Raw genomic sequence first — 16,700 nt, forward strand, 5'->3', positions numbered from 1 at the left:
TGAAGTTCGTGCGAACGAACCACCGGCCGCCGGTCGCCAACCCGTCGATGGAACGTCGATCGAACGTCGATCACCGTGCGGCGCACCCGGTCGGACCGGACTCGTGACGACGGCGCGGGGAACGACGGCGGCCCGGGACACGATGGTGTCCCGGGCCGGTCGGTCGGCGGATCGGTGTGGTCAGCGGGCCTCGCCGGACAGACCGGCGGCGGCCAGGAGGTAGGCGGTCATCGGGGCGTAGTCGCGGGCGTCGACGACGTGGTCGTCCAGCGGGACGGTCACCGTGACGGTCCCCTCGGCCTCGCCGAGGAACAGCGCCGGGTCGTTGCTGTCGGCGAACGCGACGGTCGGGATGCCCTGTTGCCCGGCGCGGCCGGCCCAGCCGTGGTCGGCGACCACGAGGTCGGGGCGGGGTCGGCCGCTCTCCGCGAGCGCGTCCAGGATCGCGCTCATCGGTTGCGGGGCGTGCGTGTGCCACAGGGTGGCCCCGCGCTCCAGGACCGCGACGCCGCCGAACTGGCGGACGTCGCCCCAGGTTTCGTCGTCCCCCTCGGTGGTGCGCAGGTCGCGCGGGATGTCGATGACGGTGGCGCCGGCCGCGGTCAGCGACTCGGCGATGGCGCGGTGTACGTCGAGCAGGCCGCCGGGGTGGCCGGTGGCGACGAGGACGTGCAGTCGGCGGGCCGCGGCGTCGCGCAGTACGGCGGCCATCCGGTCGAGGGCGGCCAGGGTCAGCTCGGGGTCGATGGTGTCCTGGCCGGTGCGGTGGGCGGGGTTCGGGTCCACGCCCGCGCGCTCGGCCATCACGGCGAGCACGTCCTCCTCGGTCTTCCAGCGGTCGCCCAGGTCCAGGCCGAGCCAAAAACGCAGGTTTCCGCGGACCAGTTCGGCGTAGTGCCGGAGGTTGACCTCTCGTGGGGTGGCGATCGGGCCCGCGATGCGGGTCGCGACCAGGTGCCGGAGCAACTCGTCGGGCGACGGTGGGATGTTCGGCGTCGTCATGCCGCCATTGTGCGCACACGACAACCACCCGGTGGCCGGCGCCCCCACCCCGGGAGCCGGCGGCGCGGATACGGGCCCGCCGGCGCGGTGGTCGCGTCGGGGTCGGCATCGCGTCTCCCGGCGGCCCGCGCCCCTGTCCCGGATCGGGCTCGTCGAATCCCGTTCACGCGCACGAAATCGCGCCATAAGTCGGCCGATTCGTGACGTTCTCCTTTTGTTGCGCAGCGTGGAGACTATTGGCGCGGAACGGCGGCCCACCCGCCCCACCAGCACCGGAGGACACAGGTGCGGGCGGCGACCGGGGACGGCCGACGACCGTGAAGGTTCGTGTACTGATCTGCCCGCCTCTGCTGCAGGAAGGATCGAAATGAGCCCCGTGATGGTAGAGATCCGCGATGCCGGACCGCTCGACGTCGAGGTCGAGGAGGAACTGGTCGAGTTCGAGGACGAGACCAACCCGGAACGCCGGATCGAGTCGTGTCTGGCCGACCCGTGGGTGACCGCCACCACCCGCGTGGGGTGCGACTGGGCCTGACCGGCCCGTCGCCCGCCGCACACCGGATCCGGCCCGGAGCCCATCGATCCGGCCGCCCCGCACGGAGCACGCATCCGCGCGGGGCGCGCGGTCCCGTACCGCGCATGCCGGCCGCGGACGACGCCGGCGATCGCCCGGCGGACGGTGTGTTCGCAACCACCCGACCCGGAACGGCAAGGAGCGGACGTGGGCAAGGCGCGGGCGGTCCCCGACGGATCCGTGCAGGACCTGAGTCGGCGTCTGGACACGCTGATCGCCGGCCACGATCGACGCCACCGGGCGGACTCGGTCTGGCTCCACCTGTTCGATCCGCGGATGCCTCCGCTGGACCACGGGTGGAAGCTGCACGTCTCGACCCGCCCCGAGGACCTCGCCGAGACGCTGGACCTGCTGGTCCCGGTGCTGCTGCGGTACACCTGCCTGGCCAAGTTCGCGGCCGGCACCGCCGTACTGGAGGAGATCAACGCGGGCGTCCGCGATCCCGCCCTCGTCGGCAAGGCGATCACCGTCTACCCGCGTGAGCGGGACGTGGCCGCGCTCGGCCGGGAACTCGCCGAGGTGCTGGCCGGTCGCGGCGGGCCGCGGGTGCTCGGCGACCGCCGGGTCCGCCCCGACGCCCCCGTCTACTACCGGTACGGGCCCTTCCGGGCGAGCGGCGGCGACGACGCGGCGCTGGTGATGACCGGCCCCGACGGGCAGCGCTTCCCGGGTCGGGCCACCGTGCGCTACCGGCAACCCCCGTGGGCCGCCGACCCGTTCGGCGCCACCGCGCCCGCGCCGGGACGCACCGCCCGGCTGATCGGCGGCCGCTACCGGCTCACCGGCGGCATCGCCCGCTCCCCGCACGGCGACGTCTACCGCGCCCTGGACACCGCGACCGGCGACCGCGTCGTGGTCAAGCAGGCCCGGGCGTACGCCGGGGAGGACGGCGGCGGACTGGACGCCAGGGACCGCCTGCGGCACGAACGCGCGGTACTGGGCGCGCTGTCCGGGCTCGACGGCGTCCCCCGGGTGATCGACCACCTGCGGCACGGCGAGGACGAGTTCCTGGTCACCACCGACTGCGGCCCCGGCGACCTGCGCCGCGACGTGCTCGCCCACGGCCCCTACCCGGGCGACGCCCGCTCCGGCCGGCGGATCTCCGAACTGGCCCGCCGACTGCTCGCGGTGCTCGACGGCATCCACGAACGCGGCGTGGTGGTGTGCGACCTCAAGCCGGGCAACGTGGTGTTGGACGCCGACGGGAACGCCCGGATCGTCGACTTCGGGATCAGCGCGCTGGACACCCGCCGGCCGGCCGGCGGCACCCCCGGCTACACCCCGGCACCCGACCCGGACGGCGGCTCGCCCGTCCCGGTCGACGACCTGTACGCGCTGGGCGCCACGCTGCACTACGCGCTGACCGGCCTGGACCCGGTGATCGTCGATCCCGATCCGGCGGTGAACCGGCACCGTACGCTCGCCTGCCTGGCCGCCGCGCTGCCCGGAGTCACCCATCGGCCGGTCCGGGCCATGGTGGCCGCGCTGCTCAACCCGGATCCGGCCGAACGCTCCGCCTGCGCACGGCGGTTGCGAGCCGGGCAGCCCGAACCGATGCCCGGCCGCCGACTGCCTGCGCCGCCCCGGATCACCTCCGCGCTCCTGGACGACGTGATCGGCCACACCGTCGCCGCCTGTGTCCGGGGTGTCGCCGACTGGCCCGCCGCCTCGGGCCCGCGTCCCGGCTCGACGCTGACGCTGTACGTGGGCGCCGCCGGCGTCGGCCTCGAACTGCTGCACCACACCGACCGCCCGGGCGTCGCCGGCGCCGTCGCGCGCCTCGCCCACCGCACCGCGGCCCACCCCGAACTGGGCGAACTCTCCGACACGTTGTACACCGGCCGCACCGGCGTCGACCTCTTCCTCCGGGCCGCCGCCGACCTGCCGGGCGGTGCGCCGGCCCCGAACACCCCGCCTGCGGCGAGGCCCTACGACGACACCGGCGACCAGATCGGCGGCGCGGCCGGCGGCGGTACCGGGCACCTGCTGCTGGCCGCGGCGGCGCGGGCGGCGGGCGACCCGGAGCGGGCGGGCGTACACCTGGCCGCCGCCGCGGCGTGCGCCGGCATGCTCTCGGCCCGGCACGGCGAGCCCGAACCCGACGAACTCGGGCTGCCCCCGGCCTCCTCCCGCGCGGCCTACGCCCACGGGTTCGCGCACGGCCGGGCCGGCATCGTGTACTTCCTCGACGCCTACCGACGCACCGACCCCGACGCGGCGCCAGCAGTCCACGCCGCCGCCCGGGAGGGTCTGGCCGACCTCGCCGCGCGCACGCCCGACCTGCTCGCCTCGGCCGCACTCCCCGGCGCCGCCCGCAACTTCGGGTCCTGGTGCCGGGGCATGGCCGGCATCGGTACGACACTGATCGCCGCCGGAGCCGCGGATCGGGACCCGAAGCTGCTCGAACTCGGCCTGCGCTGCGCCCGGTTGTGCCATTCCCTCGCGCCGCGGATGAGCCTGGTGTCCCAGTGTTGCGGCCTGTCCGGCATCGGCGAACTGCTCGTGGACGCCGCCGTCGCGACCGGCGACGACGAACTGTGGGGGGCCGCCGAGGACGTGATCGGCCTGATCCTGGCCCGCAGCGGCGGCACCACGCGCCGCCCCCTGCTCCCGGACAACACCCGCGCCACGTCGAGCCCGGCGTGGGGCACGGGCAGCGCGGGAGTCCTCTCCTTCCTCCGACGGGTGCAACAACGCGGCGGGCGGCGCTTGTTGGCTCCGGCGACGAGCCCCTGAGCGGCGCGTTTGGTGGTGGCCTCCGCTTCGGGGTAGGTCCGGGCCGGCACCCGTACGACCATGCCGCGTCCGAGGCGTCGGCGTCCGTCGACCTGCCGCGTGTGATCCACGGCCGACCCTGGGCTGGCGGGCCCCGGCGAGCGGGCCCTGGACGTCCGGGTGAGCGATCTCGGTGACATCGGGCACCTTCCGTCCGGGATCGGCTCGGCGCCGCACATCCTGGCATGGTCCGCCGACCACACGTAGCTCGGCTCGGCCGCTCCGGCGACGGCGGGTTCAGCGCCGGACCAGGGCGGCCTGCGCGGCGGACAGCAGGGCCACGCGCAGCTGCTCCAGATCGTCGAGGGGGCCGTTGCGGCGCAGCTCGGTGACGAACGCACGGGCCGCGTCGCTCACTTCGGCCGGACCCTCCAACTGGATTGCGCCGAACGCCCGTTGCAACGCGGGCAGGTCGTCGTGACCGCCGCTGTTGGTGCGGCGGGTCAGGATCACCGACTCGGCAACTTCGAGGAAGCGCAGGTAGGTCCAGCCGGTGATCAGGCCGCCGGCGAGCGCCGACCCGGCCGCGAGCAGCGCGATTCCCCACTCACTCATGAATCACATTGTGACGGGCGCCCCCACCGGCCGCAGACCGTTTCCCCGCTCCCGAGATCCGCACCGGATCGCGTCGGCGGGTCGTGGCGAGCAGGAACAGCCAGGCCGCCACCGCGATTGCGGCACCCGCCCCGTACATCGTCGCCGTGCCGCCCTGTTCCAGCGCGAGGCCGCCGATGCCGGTGCCGAGCGCGATGCCCAGGTATATGGCGGACGAGTTCAACGAGACCACCAGCGGGACCTCCTGGGGCGCGGCCTCGATCAGGCGGTGCTGTTGCGCGGGGGTTTGCGCCCAGGAGGCGGCGCCCCACCCGAACAGCAGCGCGCCGACGACCGCCCGGGGCGGGTCGCCCGCCGCCGACCCCGCGAGCAGCGCCAGCGCCGCGGCCATCACGGGATAGGTCGCCGCGAGCACCCACGTCGGGCCCCGTCGGTCGGTGGCCTGCCCCGACCACAGGTTGCCGAGCACCGCGCCCGCGCCGTACAGGACCAGCATCCAGGCCACCGCCGAACCGGTCACCCCGACCGCCGCCAACGCGGGCGCGCTGTACGCGTATGCGGTGTAGGCGGCGGTCATGCCCAGGACGGTCAGCGGCAGCACGCTCAGCACGCCGGGTCGGCGCAACACCGCCAGTCGTGCCCGCAGCGGCACCCGCTCGGTGCCGGGCAGCGCGGGCATGACCACCCGGACCGCGACGGCGATCGCCAGGCACAGCCCCGCGACCGCGCCGAGCGCGATCCGCCACGTGGCGAGTCGGCCGATCAGAGTGCCGAGCGGTACCCCGAGCGCGGTCGCCGCGGTGAGCCCGCCGATCACCACCGCCAGAGCCCGCCCGCGCAGTTCGGGCCGCACCAACGCCGCGCCGACCGCACCCGCGTTGGGGGTGAAGGCCGCCGCGCCCACGGCCGCGCCCACGCGGGTGAGGATCAGCACGGGCAGGTTCGGCGCCAGCGCCGAACCGAGATTGGCCGCGGCCAGCACCAGCAGGGCCCCGATCAACAACCCGCGGCGGGGCAGCCGGGCGGTCAGCGTGGCCGACACCGGCGCGGCAAGCGCATAGGCCACCGCGAACGCGGTCACCGACTGCCCCGCCGCGTTCTCCGACACGTCCAGCGAGTTCGCCATCGCGGGCAGGAACCCGGCGACCACGAAGGCGTCCGTACCGACCGCGAAGGTGCCCAGAGCCAACACGAGAACGGTCGAGATCTCGAACATGTGGCGCCTCCCGATGAAAACGAAGAATCGGGATATCAAACATCCCGATTCATGCCGTGAAGAAAGACAAGCAGGAACCGGACCCGGCCCCGCCCGCTCAGCCGCCCATCCGGGCATATCTGCGCCGCGCCCGCTCGGCCGCCGCCGGTGGGGCCGCCGCGAGCGCGTCGGCGATCGTACGCCCGGCCAACTCGCGCCGGTAGGCGAGTTCGGCCTGCCGCATCAGCGTGCTCACCCCGCAATCGACCCGGAACTCGGCCGCCGCCGGGTCCACACCGTCCCCCCGGCGCCGGATCTCGGTGCACCGGAAGAGTTCGTCGGGCCCCTCGACCGCCACGACCACGTCCAGCAGGGTGATCGCCTCCGGCCGCCGCGCGAGCAGGAACCCGCCGTGCGCCCCGGCACTGGAGGTCAGGATGTCCGCCCGAACCAATGCCTGGAGGCGCTTCTTGAGGTAGGCGGGCGGCAGTTCGAACCAGGCGGCCAGCGTCGCTGTCGACACCGGCCCCTCGTCCTCGAGCCAGGCCAGCACCAAACAGCAGTGCAACCCCCACTCGACCCCTTCGCCCATCCGCATGATCGGGATACTACACGTCCCGATTCACCGACCGACTGCCCGCCCTTGGTGTCGCGGTCACTCCATCCGGGGGCCCTGCGCGCTGACCAGCGTCCATCCGCCGCCTCGCCCGGCGGGATCGGTGACGAAGACGTGGGTGTAGCGGCTGCGCGACTCGAACGCCTCCCCCTCGAAGCGGCCGGACATCCGGGTACGCCCGATCACGATCGCCTTCGCGTCGAAGAACCGCACGCTCGGCTCCTCCCCGTCCACCCCGATCGCCTCGAACTCCAGCCGCCGCGACGCGATCAGCGGAACCAGATCGGCCTTCGGGATCACCGACCCGGCCATGACGTCCACCAGCACGAAGTCATCGGCCGGCAGGCGGTCCAGTGCGTCCCCGTCCGCCCGGACCAGTGCGTCGAAGAAGGCCAGATCCGCCCCGACCACCTCGCGCCCGCCGTGCGGGTCCACACCACTCGTCTCGGCCATCGCGCCCGCTCCCTCGTCGCCGTCGTCCCGCATGGGGTCCCGACGCTAGACGTTGACGTCGGCGTCGGCGTCAACGCCAATCGGGAAACCGCGCACCGCGCCTCCGCCGCACCGGCCCCGACGCGTCCCCACCGCCGTGCGCTCACGCCCGAGCCGTCGCCGAACCGCCCGTCAGCCCGTTCTCGTAGGCGGCGATGACCAGTTGTGCCCGATCCCGCGCGCCGAGCTTGGTCAGCAGTCGGCTGACGTGTGTCTTGACCGTGCCGACGGCGAGGAACAACCGCGCGGCGATCTCGGCATTGGAGAGGCCGGTGGCGATCAGGTACAGCACCTCACGCTCGCGGTCGGTGACACTCTCCAGGCTCGCGAGCGGTTGCCGCCGGACGGCGGGGCGGCTGACGAACTCCTCGATCAGCCGCCGCGTCACGGGCGGCGCCAACAGCGCCTCGCCGGCGGCGATCACCCGGATCGCGGCCAGCAGTTCGGCCGGGCGGGTGTCCTTGAGCAGGAATCCGCTCGCGCCCGCGCGCAACGCGCCGAACGCGTACTCGTCCAGCCCGAACGTGGTCAGGATCAGCACCCGGGGCCCGTGGGGACCGCCGCCGGCCATCACCTCGCGGGTCGCCTCGATGCCGTCGAGCAGCGGCATCCGGACATCCATCAACACCACGTCGGGACAGCTCTCCCGAATCAGCCGCACCGCCTCGCGCCCGTTGCCCGCCTCGCCGACCACGGTCAACTCCGGGTCCGAGTCGATCAGTATCCCGAATCCCGCGCGCACCAGGCTCTCGTCATCGGCGACGAACACCCGAATCGTCACGCCGCCCCCGTCTCGGCCCTGCCGAACGTGCCCGCGTACACGGGATGTTCCCCCGGCACCGGCAACCACGCCGCGACCCGGAAGCCGCCTTCGGCGCGCGGCCCGACACTCACCCGACCACCGTATAGGGCGGCCCGCTCGCGCATGCCGATCAGCCCGTGGCCGGCCGGATGATCCCACTCACCGGCCGAACCCCCGCGCAGTGCCGAGCCGTTGGGGGAGGTCGCCGGCGTGGCCCCCGTCCCCTTCGAGGTCACCGATCCATGCGAAGCAGCCGAAGCCACCGACGCCGGCTCGGCTTGCCCCGCCTCCATCCGACCCACCCCGTCGTCGACGACCTCGATCCCGATCCCGGCGTCGTCGACCGACACCGTCAACCGGGCCCGGTCGGTCCCCGCGTGTTTGGCCACGTTGGTCAGCGCCTCCTGCACGATCCGATACGCCGCCCGGTCCAGCCCGTGCGGCAGTTCGTCGAGGCCACCGCTCACCGTGGCGTCGACCCGTACCCCGGCCTGGGCGCTGCGCGCGAGCAGCCCCTCCAGGTCGGCCAGCGCACCGGGCGAGTACTCCGCCGCGTCGCCGTCCCGGAGCAGCCCCACCAGTGACCGCAGTTCGACCAGCGCCGACCGGCTGACCTCCTCGATCGCCGCCAACGCGGCGGCGGCCTGGGCCGGCCGGGTGTGAATGACATGGTTCCCGACGCCGGACTGCACCGCGATGACGCTCAGGCTGTGCGCCACCACGTCGTGCAACTCGCGCGCGATGTCCAGTCGTTCCTCGGTTACCGCGCGGCGCGCCCGAGCCACCTGAGCCGCCGCCCGCTCCTCCGCCTGGCGGCGCAGGCCCTCGTTGTGCGCGCGGCCTCTGGCCGCCGCCCACCCGGAGACCCACGCGGCGAACTGCACGATGACGATCTGAAAGCCGATCATCGGTCGGCCCGAAAGCTCCTGCATGACAAGGCAGGACGACAACTCGCCCAGCAAGGAAGCTCCCAGCACGAGTGCCGTCACCCGCCGCGAGCGAGCCTGTGCCCCGTAGGCGACCAGGACCGCGAGCATCCACACCGCCAGGAACCACGGTGTCGCCATCAGCGGCGGCAGCAGCACGGACGTGGCGACCATCGCGGCGAGCGGCGCGAACCGGCGCAGCACGAACGCCCCCGCGAAGAGCCAGATCGTCACGAACACCACCGGCACGGGCAGGCATCCGTGCCACGTCAGCGTGGAGACACCCAGTGACAGCACCACGCCCAGCGCGCCGGCGATCGCCACGTCCACGGCCACGAGCAGCCGGCGCCGCGGACCCTGCTTCGGGGTGTACGCCTGCGGCGTCGTCGAGTTCACGTATCGACGCTACGGGCGCGAGCAGGACGTGACTTCTGTCTCCGGGCCACCCTTCGCATCGTCCTCAGGTCGTAGCCGCGCCCCGCCATCCCCCGCGCGACAGACCCGCCATGCTCTGTCGCCCGCCGGACGCGCCCGGGCCCGGCGAACTGCGAGGTTCGAGAGGCCGAACCCGCACCGCCCTCCCACCGACTTCCCCAGCGAGAGGAAGTGATCCCGATCGTCTCGACCGAGCACCCGTACCGCGCCGAGGCCCCGGCCTCCGTGCCCGTCCGCGAGCCGACGCGGACCGCCGGCGGGTTCCGTCGCGCCGTGGGCCGGTGGTCGCGCGCCCTACTGCTACCGATCGCCTACCTGTTGGCCGCAGGTGTGGTCACGGCCGTCCAGACCTGGGTACTCGGGCCGGGCAGCCGTGCCGCACTGGTCGACTGGGCCTCGACCGACCTCACCAACCTCCGCGGCCGACCGATCGAGTCACTGGCCGCTTCGGCATTCGTCCTCGAACCCGAACGCTGGTCGCGCCTCGCCGTCACCGCCCTCGCCCTGACCGCACTGACCGACCGCTTCGGCAACCGCCGAGCCGCCCTGATCGCAGCCACGGGACACGTGGTGGGCACGGCAATCGGCCAGGGCCTGCTCGCCACTCGAATCGCCCTCCACCGTGCCCCGACCGACCTGCGCCACATGCCCGACGTCGGCCCGTCCTACCTGGTGATGGCAGCGCTGGCAGCAGTGGCCCTGACCGGCCGACGATGGCCGACCCGCGCCCCTGCGATCACCCTCCTGGCATGGAACGCGCTCTCCTGGCCGGAGGGCATCACCCACGCGAGCGTCACCGAAATCGGCCATGTGACCGCCTGCCTCACCGGCGCCCTCCTCGGCGGCGCCCTGGCCCTCCGGAGCCGGGCCGCAACCCGATCGTGGCGATCGCCGGTCGGCGCGACCCCGGCGCCGGCAGCCCCCGCACCCGTCTCCGCGTACGCTGTGAATCCCGAAACGCGAGGATTCGACACCGTGCCGCACAGCCCCGAAGAGCAGATCATCCGCGTCGCCGCGACCGCCGGCGAGCCCTTCGGGGTTGCCCTGGGCGGCAGTCGGGGGCTGGCGCGGCACGGGCTCGTGGAGCGGGACGGTGACACCGTCGACCTCGCCCTTGCCGCGCGTGACGGCAAGCGGCTCGGTGCCACGCGGGCCGCGATCGTGGCCGCGTGGACCGAGGCGGGGTTCGGCGTGGGTATCGACGGAAAGGCGGCCGGCAAGACCCGGGTCCGGCTGAACGTCCGGGCGCCGGGCGCCAAGCGGGCGATCCCGGTGAGCCTGTACGTCGGACCGCGTCGGCACGGGCCGGTCGTGGTGGGCGACGTCCCCGTGCTGCATCCCGACGACCTCGCCGCCGCGAAGGTGGTCACCCTGGGGTCGCGGGCCGAACTCCGGGACGCCTTCGACGTGCTCGCGCTCTCCGCCGCCTACGACACCGGGCGGCTGCTCGAACTGGCCCTGGCCTATGACCCCGAACTGCGCGCCGAGGACTTCCTGACCGGGTTCAAGCACGTCACCGAGCGCGAGGACGCGGACTTCCGCCGACTCGGGTACACCGCCGCGCAGGCCGACGCGGTGCGTGCGTACTTCCAGCGCTGGTTCGCCGAACTGTCCGCCCGTGGCAGCCGCCCGATCGCCGCCGCGCTCGACCCGGAGGTCTTGGCGAAACTCGCGCGACTCGCCGAGCCGGCGGCGACGACCGAACGCGACGAGGACGCGTAAGCCTCAGGACCGCCGGCCCCCGGGCGTGACCAACCCCGTCTCGTACGCCAACACCACCGCCTGCGCCCGGCTGGACAGGTTCAGCTTGGCCAGCGCCCGGTTGAAGTGGGTCTTGACGGTGGACTCCGTGACCACGAGCGTGCCGGCGATCTCGGTGTTGGCCAGGCCCTTGCCGACCAGGCGCAGCACCTCCAACTCCCGTCCGGTCAGCGCGTCCAGGGCCGGTGGCACGTCGGCGTCCGGCGAGGTGGGCGCGGCGGCCACGTACGTCTCGATCAGTCGCCGGGTGACGCTGGGCGCGAAGAGCATGTCGCCGGCCATCACCGCGTCGATCGCGGCGAGCAGTCGTTGCGGGCCGATCTCCTTGAGCAGGAACCCGGAGGCGCCGGCGCGCAGTGCGGCGTAGACGTACTCGTCCAGGTCGAAGGTGGTCAGCATGACGATCCGGGGCGGGTTGCCCTCGGCGGCGGCCAGGATGCGTTCCGTGGCGACCACGCCGCTCACCCCGGGCATCCGGATGTCCATCAGGACCAGGTCGGGTCGCAGCTTCGCCGCCATGTCCACGGCCTCGGCCCCGTCGGACGCCTCGCCCACCACATCGATGCCCGGGGCCGCGCGTAACAGGGCGGCCAGTCCCGCCCGGATCAGGACCTGGTCGTCCACTACAAGTACCTTGGTCACCCCGTCGTTCCTTCCGTCACGTCGGCCCGAGGCGACCTAGGTGTCGCCCGCGCCCACGACCTTGCCGCCCGACGTGCCGGGCTCGGCCGGGATGGGCAGGACGAGGCCGACCTCGAACCCTCCTTCCGGGCGCGGTCCGGCGGAGAACGTCCCGCCGTAGAGCCTGGCGCGCTCGGACATGCCGATCAGGCCGTGTCCGGACGCGCCCCCGATTCTGCCCGAATTCCGGGTCTGTGGGGTCGCATCGGAGTCGGGTTCCCCACCGTCGTCGCACACCGCTATGCGCAGTCGGGTGGGTTCGTACTCCACCGTCAGTTCCACCCGTGCGGTGCGGGCGTGTTTGAGCACATTGGTCAGTGCCTCCTGGACGATCCGGTACGCGCACAACTCGACGCCGGACGAGAGCGGACGGGCGATGCCCACCCGTCGGATGGCCACCGCCACCCCCGCCGCCCGGATCCGGCGCACCACGTCGTCGAGGCGGGCCAGGCCGGGCGCCGGGTCCATGGTGTCGTCGGCGGCGGGCCGGTCCGGGCCGGGCACACGCACGGCGTCCATGTCCTCGGGGTCGGCGCGCAGCAGCAGCAACATCCGGCGCATCTCGTCCAGCGCCTCGCGGGTGGTCTCCCCGATGGTGTGCAACGCCGCCTGGGCGGTGGGCGGATCGGAGGTGATCACGTACTCGGCCAGCCCGGCCTGTACCGAGATCACCGAGACGTGGTGGGCGACCACGTCGTGCAGTTCGCGCGCGATGCGCACCCGCTCGTCGGTGACCGCGCGCCGTGCCCGCGCCTCCTGTTCGCGGGCCAGTTTGGCGGTCAGCAGCGCCAACTGCGCGTTGCGTTCGCCCAGTCGGCGAGCGGCCGTGCCGAACCAGCAGACGACCGGCGGAACGGTCAGGATCTGCGCGACGACGGTGACCATCGAGCCGCCGTCGGCGGCGAGGCCGGCGTAGATCCAGACGGCGCCCACGGCGGCGATCCCCGCCGCCGCGATCCGCACGGGCCGCTGGGAGGCGACCGTGTACAGCGCGAGCAGCGAACCGAGGGAGTTCACCACCGGCCAGTAACCCAGGGCGATGAACCAGACCTGGAGCGCGAGCATCACGAACAGCACGGCGACGGGGGCACGCCGGCGGGCCAGGAGGGGGAGATTGATCAGGACGATCAGGACGAAACCGAACGTGTCGGTATGCCGCCAGTTCCCGGTCGGGTCCTCGCGTGCCAGGAGCAGGCTGACCACCATGTCGGCCACCGCCGGCGCTATGTCCACGGCTCGCGGAGGCACGCCGGCGGACAGTCTCTTCCACACCGCTCGGGCCCGCATCGGCGCAGCGTAGCCCGCGGTTGATGGCGTGTCGTCACACCGGCGGTCCAGGTGTGCATACCGCGCTGGTTGTAGGCCGGGGGCGGGGTCCCGGGAGGCCCCGGGGACGGCAGCGGCGGGATCCGCGTCGACACGGTCCGATTCGGGCAGGTAAGGATGACAGGGATCGGGCCGCTCTTTGGCACATGTTGCCGTCGAGAGTGCGGCCCGTACAGCGTGTACTGAATACCGATCGTTCGGGCGGGGCGACGCCGAGTGCCCCCGCTCGGGCGTTACGGGTGTGGCGAAAGGTGTGGGCGTGGCGCAGGCGTGGTGGGGCGGCGAGGACGTCGACGGGCCGGACGCGGTGGCCGCGCGCTTGGACGGCGTGGACTACCTGGCCGGGGACGGTGTCGGTACCGCCGCGTATCTCGCGCTGCGGATGGGCCGCCCGCTGCTGGTCGAGGGCGAGCCCGGCGTGGGCAAGACCGCACTCGCCCAGGCCCTCGCGCAGGCGTTCGCCGTACCGCTGTTCCGGCTCCAGTGCTACGAGGGACTGGACGCCTCGCAGGCGCTCTACGACTGGGACTTCCCGCGCCAGATGTTGCATCTGCGGGCGGCCGGCGCGGCGGGGGAGAGCGACGCCGCGACGCTGGAGGCCGGGCTGTACGACCGGCGCTATCTGATCTCGCGGCCGGTGCTCGCGGCGATCGAGGCGTCGCCGGCGGTGCTGCTCGTGGACGAGGTGGACCGGGCCGACGACGAGTTCGACGCGTTCCTGCTCGAAGTGTTGTCCGATTTCGCGGTGACGGTGCCCGAGTTGGGGCGGATCGCCGCGGCGGTGCCGCCGCTGGTGGTGCTCACCTCCAACCGCACCCGCGAACTGCACGACGCGCTCAAGCGGCGCTGCCTCTACCACTGGCTGGACCACCCCGACCACGCCCGCGAGGTGGCCATCGTGCGCCGCCGGCTGCCCGAGGTGAGCACGCGGCTCGCCGAGGACGTGGTGCGCGCGGTGGGCCGGCTGCGCGCGGCCGACCTGGTCAAGCCGCCCGGCGTCGCGGAGACTCTGGACTGGGCGGGCGCGCTGCTCGTGCTGGGCGTGCGCGAACTGGACCCGGAGGCCGCCGCCCGCACCCTGGGCGCGGTACTCAAGCACCGCGAGGACCTGGAGAGCGTACGGGCGGCCGGGTTCGACCGGCTGCTCGCGGTGGGCGGCTGAGATGAGCGCGCGCAGCCCCCTGGACGCCGCCACGCTGCGCGCCGCGGCGAACGCGCCGACCCGCCGGGACGGGGTGGAGGTCCTGGTCGGGTTCGCCCGCACGGTGCGGGCCGCCGGGGTCGCGGCCGACCCCGAGCGGGTACGGGTGTTCCTGGCCGCCGCCGCCGAACTGGGCGCCGATCGACGCGAGGACACCTACTGGGCCGGGCGGCTCGCGCTGTGCTCGGCGCCGCAGGAACTGGCCCGCTACGACGCCGCGTTCGCCGCGTACTTCGGCGCCGAACAGCCCGTGCCGGGCCGCCGCCGGCCGCGCGTGGACGTCGAGCGCGCTGTGGGCGTGCCGGACACCGCGTCCGCGCCGCCGCGGGGCGACGAGCGGGACGGGGAGGCGCGGGTGGCCGCCGCGGACCGGACCGAGATCCTGCGCCGGCGCGACATCGCCTCGCTCGACCCGGCCGCGCGCGCCGAACTGCGCCGACTGCTCGCGCTGCTGCGCCCGGCCGCGCCCACCCGCCGCACCCGGCGCCGGCGTCCGGCCCGACACGGCCGGATCGACCGCACCCGCACCGTGCGGGCCGCGCTGCGCACCGGCGAGTTGGACCGGCTGCACCGGGCCGAGCGCACGGTGCGACCGCGCCGCCTGGTGCTGCTCCTGGACGTCAGCGGCTCGATGGCGCCGTACGCGGACGCGCTGCTGCGGCTCGGCCACGCCGCGGTGCGCCGTCGTCGGGGCACCGAGGTCTTCACCATCGGCACACGGCTGACCCGGATCAGTCGCGAGCTGGGCCACACCGACCCGGACCGGGCGCTCGCCGACGCATCGGCCGTGGTACCCGATTTCAGCGGCGGCACCCGGCTCGGCGACCAGCTGCACACGTTCCTGACCCAATGGGGACGGCGGGGCGTGGCCCGGGGCGCCGTCGTGGTGATCGCCTCCGACGGCTGGGAACGCGGCGATCCCGAGCCGCTGGCGGTGGCCATGGCCCGACTGCATCGGCTCGCGCATCGGGTGATCTGGGTCAATCCGCACCGGGCCCGGGATGGGTATCAACCCCTTGCGGCGGGTATGGCCGCGGCCCTCCCGTACGTTGACGACTTTGTCGCCGGGCACAGCCTGGCCGCCCTGGAGGAACTGTGTGCACTGCTGGTCGACGAGCGAGGGGCCCGGTGATCGGCCGTGCGTGAACTGCTTGACCACCTCGAGGCGTGGTACCGGACCGGACGCACCTTCGCCCTGGCCACGGTGGTGTCCACACTGCGCAGCGCGCCGCGCGACGCCGGTGCGGTGATGGCCGTCTCCGCCGACGGCACGGCGCTCGGGAGCGTGTCGGGCGGGTGCGTCGAGGGGGCGGTGTACGAGCTGGCGTTGGAGGTCGTCGAGGACGGCCGACCGCGCACCGCTGCCTATGGGATCAGCGACGACGACGCGCTCATGGTGGGCCTGACCTGCGGCGGCACCCTGGAGGTGTATGTCGAGCCGGTCGACCCGAGCCGCTTCCCGGAATTCCCCGAGCTGATCGCCGCGCTGCGCGAGGGCCGCCCGATCGCGGTGGCGACGGTGGTCTCCACCCCCACGCCGGAACGACTCGGCACGCGGGTGCTGGTCGGCCCGGACGAGGGCGACGCGGACTCGCCGCGGACGGCCTCCATACGCGCGATGCTGGACGCCGACCGCACCACGCTGGCCGGCTCGGACGGCGACGCGCTGGTCCCGGTCCAGGCGCTGGGGGTGCGGCAGGACGAGGTGGTCTTCGTCCGCTCCCACGTGCCGCGTCCGCGCCTGCTGGTGTTCGGCTCCAACGACTACGCGGTGGCCGTGGCCCGGGCGGGCGCGTTCGCCGGGTTCCGGGTGACCGTGTGCGACGCCCGGCCGGTGTTCGCCACCGCGGACCGCTTCCCCGGCGTGGACGAGTTGGTCGTGGACTGGCCGGACCGCTACCTGGCGGACACCCGGGTCGACGCGCGCACGGCGATCTGCGTCCTCACCCACGACCCGAAGTTCGATGTACCGGTCCTGGTCCGGGCGTTGCGAATGCCGGTCGGCTACGTCGGCGCGATGGGCAGCCGCCGCGCCCACGAGGACCGACTGCTGCGACTGCGCGAGGCGGGGATGACCGAGGCGGAGCTGGAGCGCCTGCACTCCCCCATCGGCCTCGACCTGGGCGCCCGCACCCCCCAGGAAACCGCCATCGCGGTACTGGCCGAGATCATCCGATCCCGCCACGGCGGCACCACCCGCCCCTTGTCCCTCACCACGGGCCGCATCCACCGCTGACCCCGGGCGACCACCCCACCACCTCCCACCCGCCGCGGAGGGCGTTCGACGAAGTGGCACCGGCGGCTCAGGCGTCTCGGGTCGCCACTGCGCCGACAAACAGGGCCCGCCGCGCCAAAGTCG

General features: G+C 73.8%; 15 protein-coding genes. 6 read left to right on the forward strand and 9 right to left on the reverse strand.

Translation table 11 applies throughout. The features are described 5' to 3' along the window. Positions 1-180: 180 nt before the first annotated feature. A complete protein-coding gene (locus ACH4XV_RS38250) occupies positions 181-1,002 on the reverse strand; it encodes a phosphatase (protein ID WP_395797451.1) in 822 nt (273 codons plus the stop codon). Between the two features lie 367 nt (positions 1,003-1,369). Between ACH4XV_RS38250 and ACH4XV_RS38255 the strand changes: the two genes are divergently transcribed. Then, positions 1,370-1,537, forward strand: coding sequence for an SflA family class IV lanthipeptide (locus ACH4XV_RS38255; protein WP_380003872.1), 168 nt, complete (start codon positions 1,370-1,372; stop codon positions 1,535-1,537). A 186-nt stretch (positions 1,538-1,723) separates the two neighbouring features. Then, positions 1,724-4,312: a class IV lanthionine synthetase LanL gene (lanL, locus tag ACH4XV_RS38260; protein ID WP_395797453.1), complete on the forward strand. Its 2,589-nt coding sequence runs from the start codon at positions 1,724-1,726 to the stop codon at positions 4,310-4,312. A gap of 276 nt (positions 4,313-4,588) precedes the next feature. On the opposite strand, the gene ACH4XV_RS38265 is transcribed toward lanL, so the two are convergent. The 6 genes from ACH4XV_RS38265 to ACH4XV_RS38290 form a co-directional block, all read right to left on the reverse strand. After that, positions 4,589-4,906: a hypothetical protein gene (locus ACH4XV_RS38265; protein ID WP_395797455.1), complete on the reverse strand. Its 318-nt coding sequence runs from the start codon at positions 4,904-4,906 to the stop codon at positions 4,589-4,591. Then, entirely contained in the window at positions 4,899-6,122 is a 1,224-nt protein-coding gene (locus tag ACH4XV_RS38270) for an MFS transporter (protein WP_395797457.1), read from the reverse strand. The genes ACH4XV_RS38265 and ACH4XV_RS38270 overlap by 8 nt, the downstream gene beginning before the upstream one ends. Before the next feature lie 97 nt (positions 6,123-6,219). Beyond that, entirely contained in the window at positions 6,220-6,699 is a 480-nt protein-coding gene (locus ACH4XV_RS38275) for an RrF2 family transcriptional regulator (RefSeq protein WP_395797459.1), read from the reverse strand. A gap of 57 nt (positions 6,700-6,756) precedes the next feature. Further along, the gene (locus ACH4XV_RS38280) at positions 6,757-7,203 is read right to left on the reverse strand and encodes a nuclear transport factor 2 family protein (protein ID WP_395797461.1); all 447 of its coding nucleotides are present in this window, start codon (positions 7,201-7,203) and stop codon (positions 6,757-6,759) included. A 109-nt stretch (positions 7,204-7,312) separates the two neighbouring features. Beyond that, positions 7,313-7,990 carry a response regulator gene (locus ACH4XV_RS38285; protein ID WP_395797463.1) on the reverse strand — a complete coding sequence of 226 codons (678 nt, stop codon included), beginning with the start codon at positions 7,988-7,990 and terminating at the stop codon, positions 7,313-7,315. Then, positions 7,987-9,333, reverse strand: a complete 1,347-nt coding sequence (locus tag ACH4XV_RS38290; protein WP_395797465.1) for a sensor histidine kinase — start codon at positions 9,331-9,333, stop codon at positions 7,987-7,989. Before ACH4XV_RS38290 ends, ACH4XV_RS38285 begins: the two co-directional genes overlap by 4 nt. Before the next feature lie 210 nt (positions 9,334-9,543). Between ACH4XV_RS38290 and ACH4XV_RS38295 the strand changes: the two genes are divergently transcribed. Then, positions 9,544-11,094 carry a rhomboid-like protein gene (locus tag ACH4XV_RS38295; RefSeq protein WP_395797467.1) on the forward strand — a complete coding sequence of 517 codons (1,551 nt, stop codon included), beginning with the start codon at positions 9,544-9,546 and terminating at the stop codon, positions 11,092-11,094. A gap of 3 nt (positions 11,095-11,097) precedes the next feature. Here ACH4XV_RS38295 and ACH4XV_RS38300 read toward each other — a convergent pair whose 3' ends face one another. Next, positions 11,098-11,775 carry a response regulator gene (locus ACH4XV_RS38300; RefSeq protein ID WP_395797469.1) on the reverse strand — a complete coding sequence of 226 codons (678 nt, stop codon included), beginning with the start codon at positions 11,773-11,775 and terminating at the stop codon, positions 11,098-11,100. Between the two features lie 36 nt (positions 11,776-11,811). After that, positions 11,812-13,062: a sensor histidine kinase gene (locus ACH4XV_RS38305; RefSeq protein ID WP_395797471.1), complete on the reverse strand. Its 1,251-nt coding sequence runs from the start codon at positions 13,060-13,062 to the stop codon at positions 11,812-11,814. A 337-nt stretch (positions 13,063-13,399) separates the two neighbouring features. Between ACH4XV_RS38305 and ACH4XV_RS38310 the strand changes: the two genes are divergently transcribed. Genes ACH4XV_RS38310 through ACH4XV_RS38320 form a run of 3 tightly spaced genes read left to right on the forward strand, consistent with a single transcriptional unit; the run spans position 13,400 to position 16,577 of the window. Then, positions 13,400-14,302 carry an AAA family ATPase gene (locus tag ACH4XV_RS38310; RefSeq protein ID WP_395797473.1) on the forward strand — a complete coding sequence of 301 codons (903 nt, stop codon included), beginning with the start codon at positions 13,400-13,402 and terminating at the stop codon, positions 14,300-14,302. A gap of 1 nt (position 14,303) precedes the next feature. Beyond that, on the forward strand, positions 14,304-15,473 hold the full coding sequence (locus ACH4XV_RS38315; protein WP_395797475.1) for a VWA domain-containing protein: 1,170 nt from the start codon (positions 14,304-14,306) through the stop codon (positions 15,471-15,473). 6 nt (positions 15,474-15,479) lie between these two features. After that, positions 15,480-16,577: an XdhC family protein gene (locus ACH4XV_RS38320; protein ID WP_395797477.1), complete on the forward strand. Its 1,098-nt coding sequence runs from the start codon at positions 15,480-15,482 to the stop codon at positions 16,575-16,577. Positions 16,578-16,700: the final 123 nt, after the last annotated feature.

The sequence above is a fragment of the Embleya sp. NPDC020630 genome (assembly GCF_044334985.1).
Lineage (GTDB): Bacteria > Actinomycetota > Actinomycetes > Streptomycetales > Streptomycetaceae > Embleya.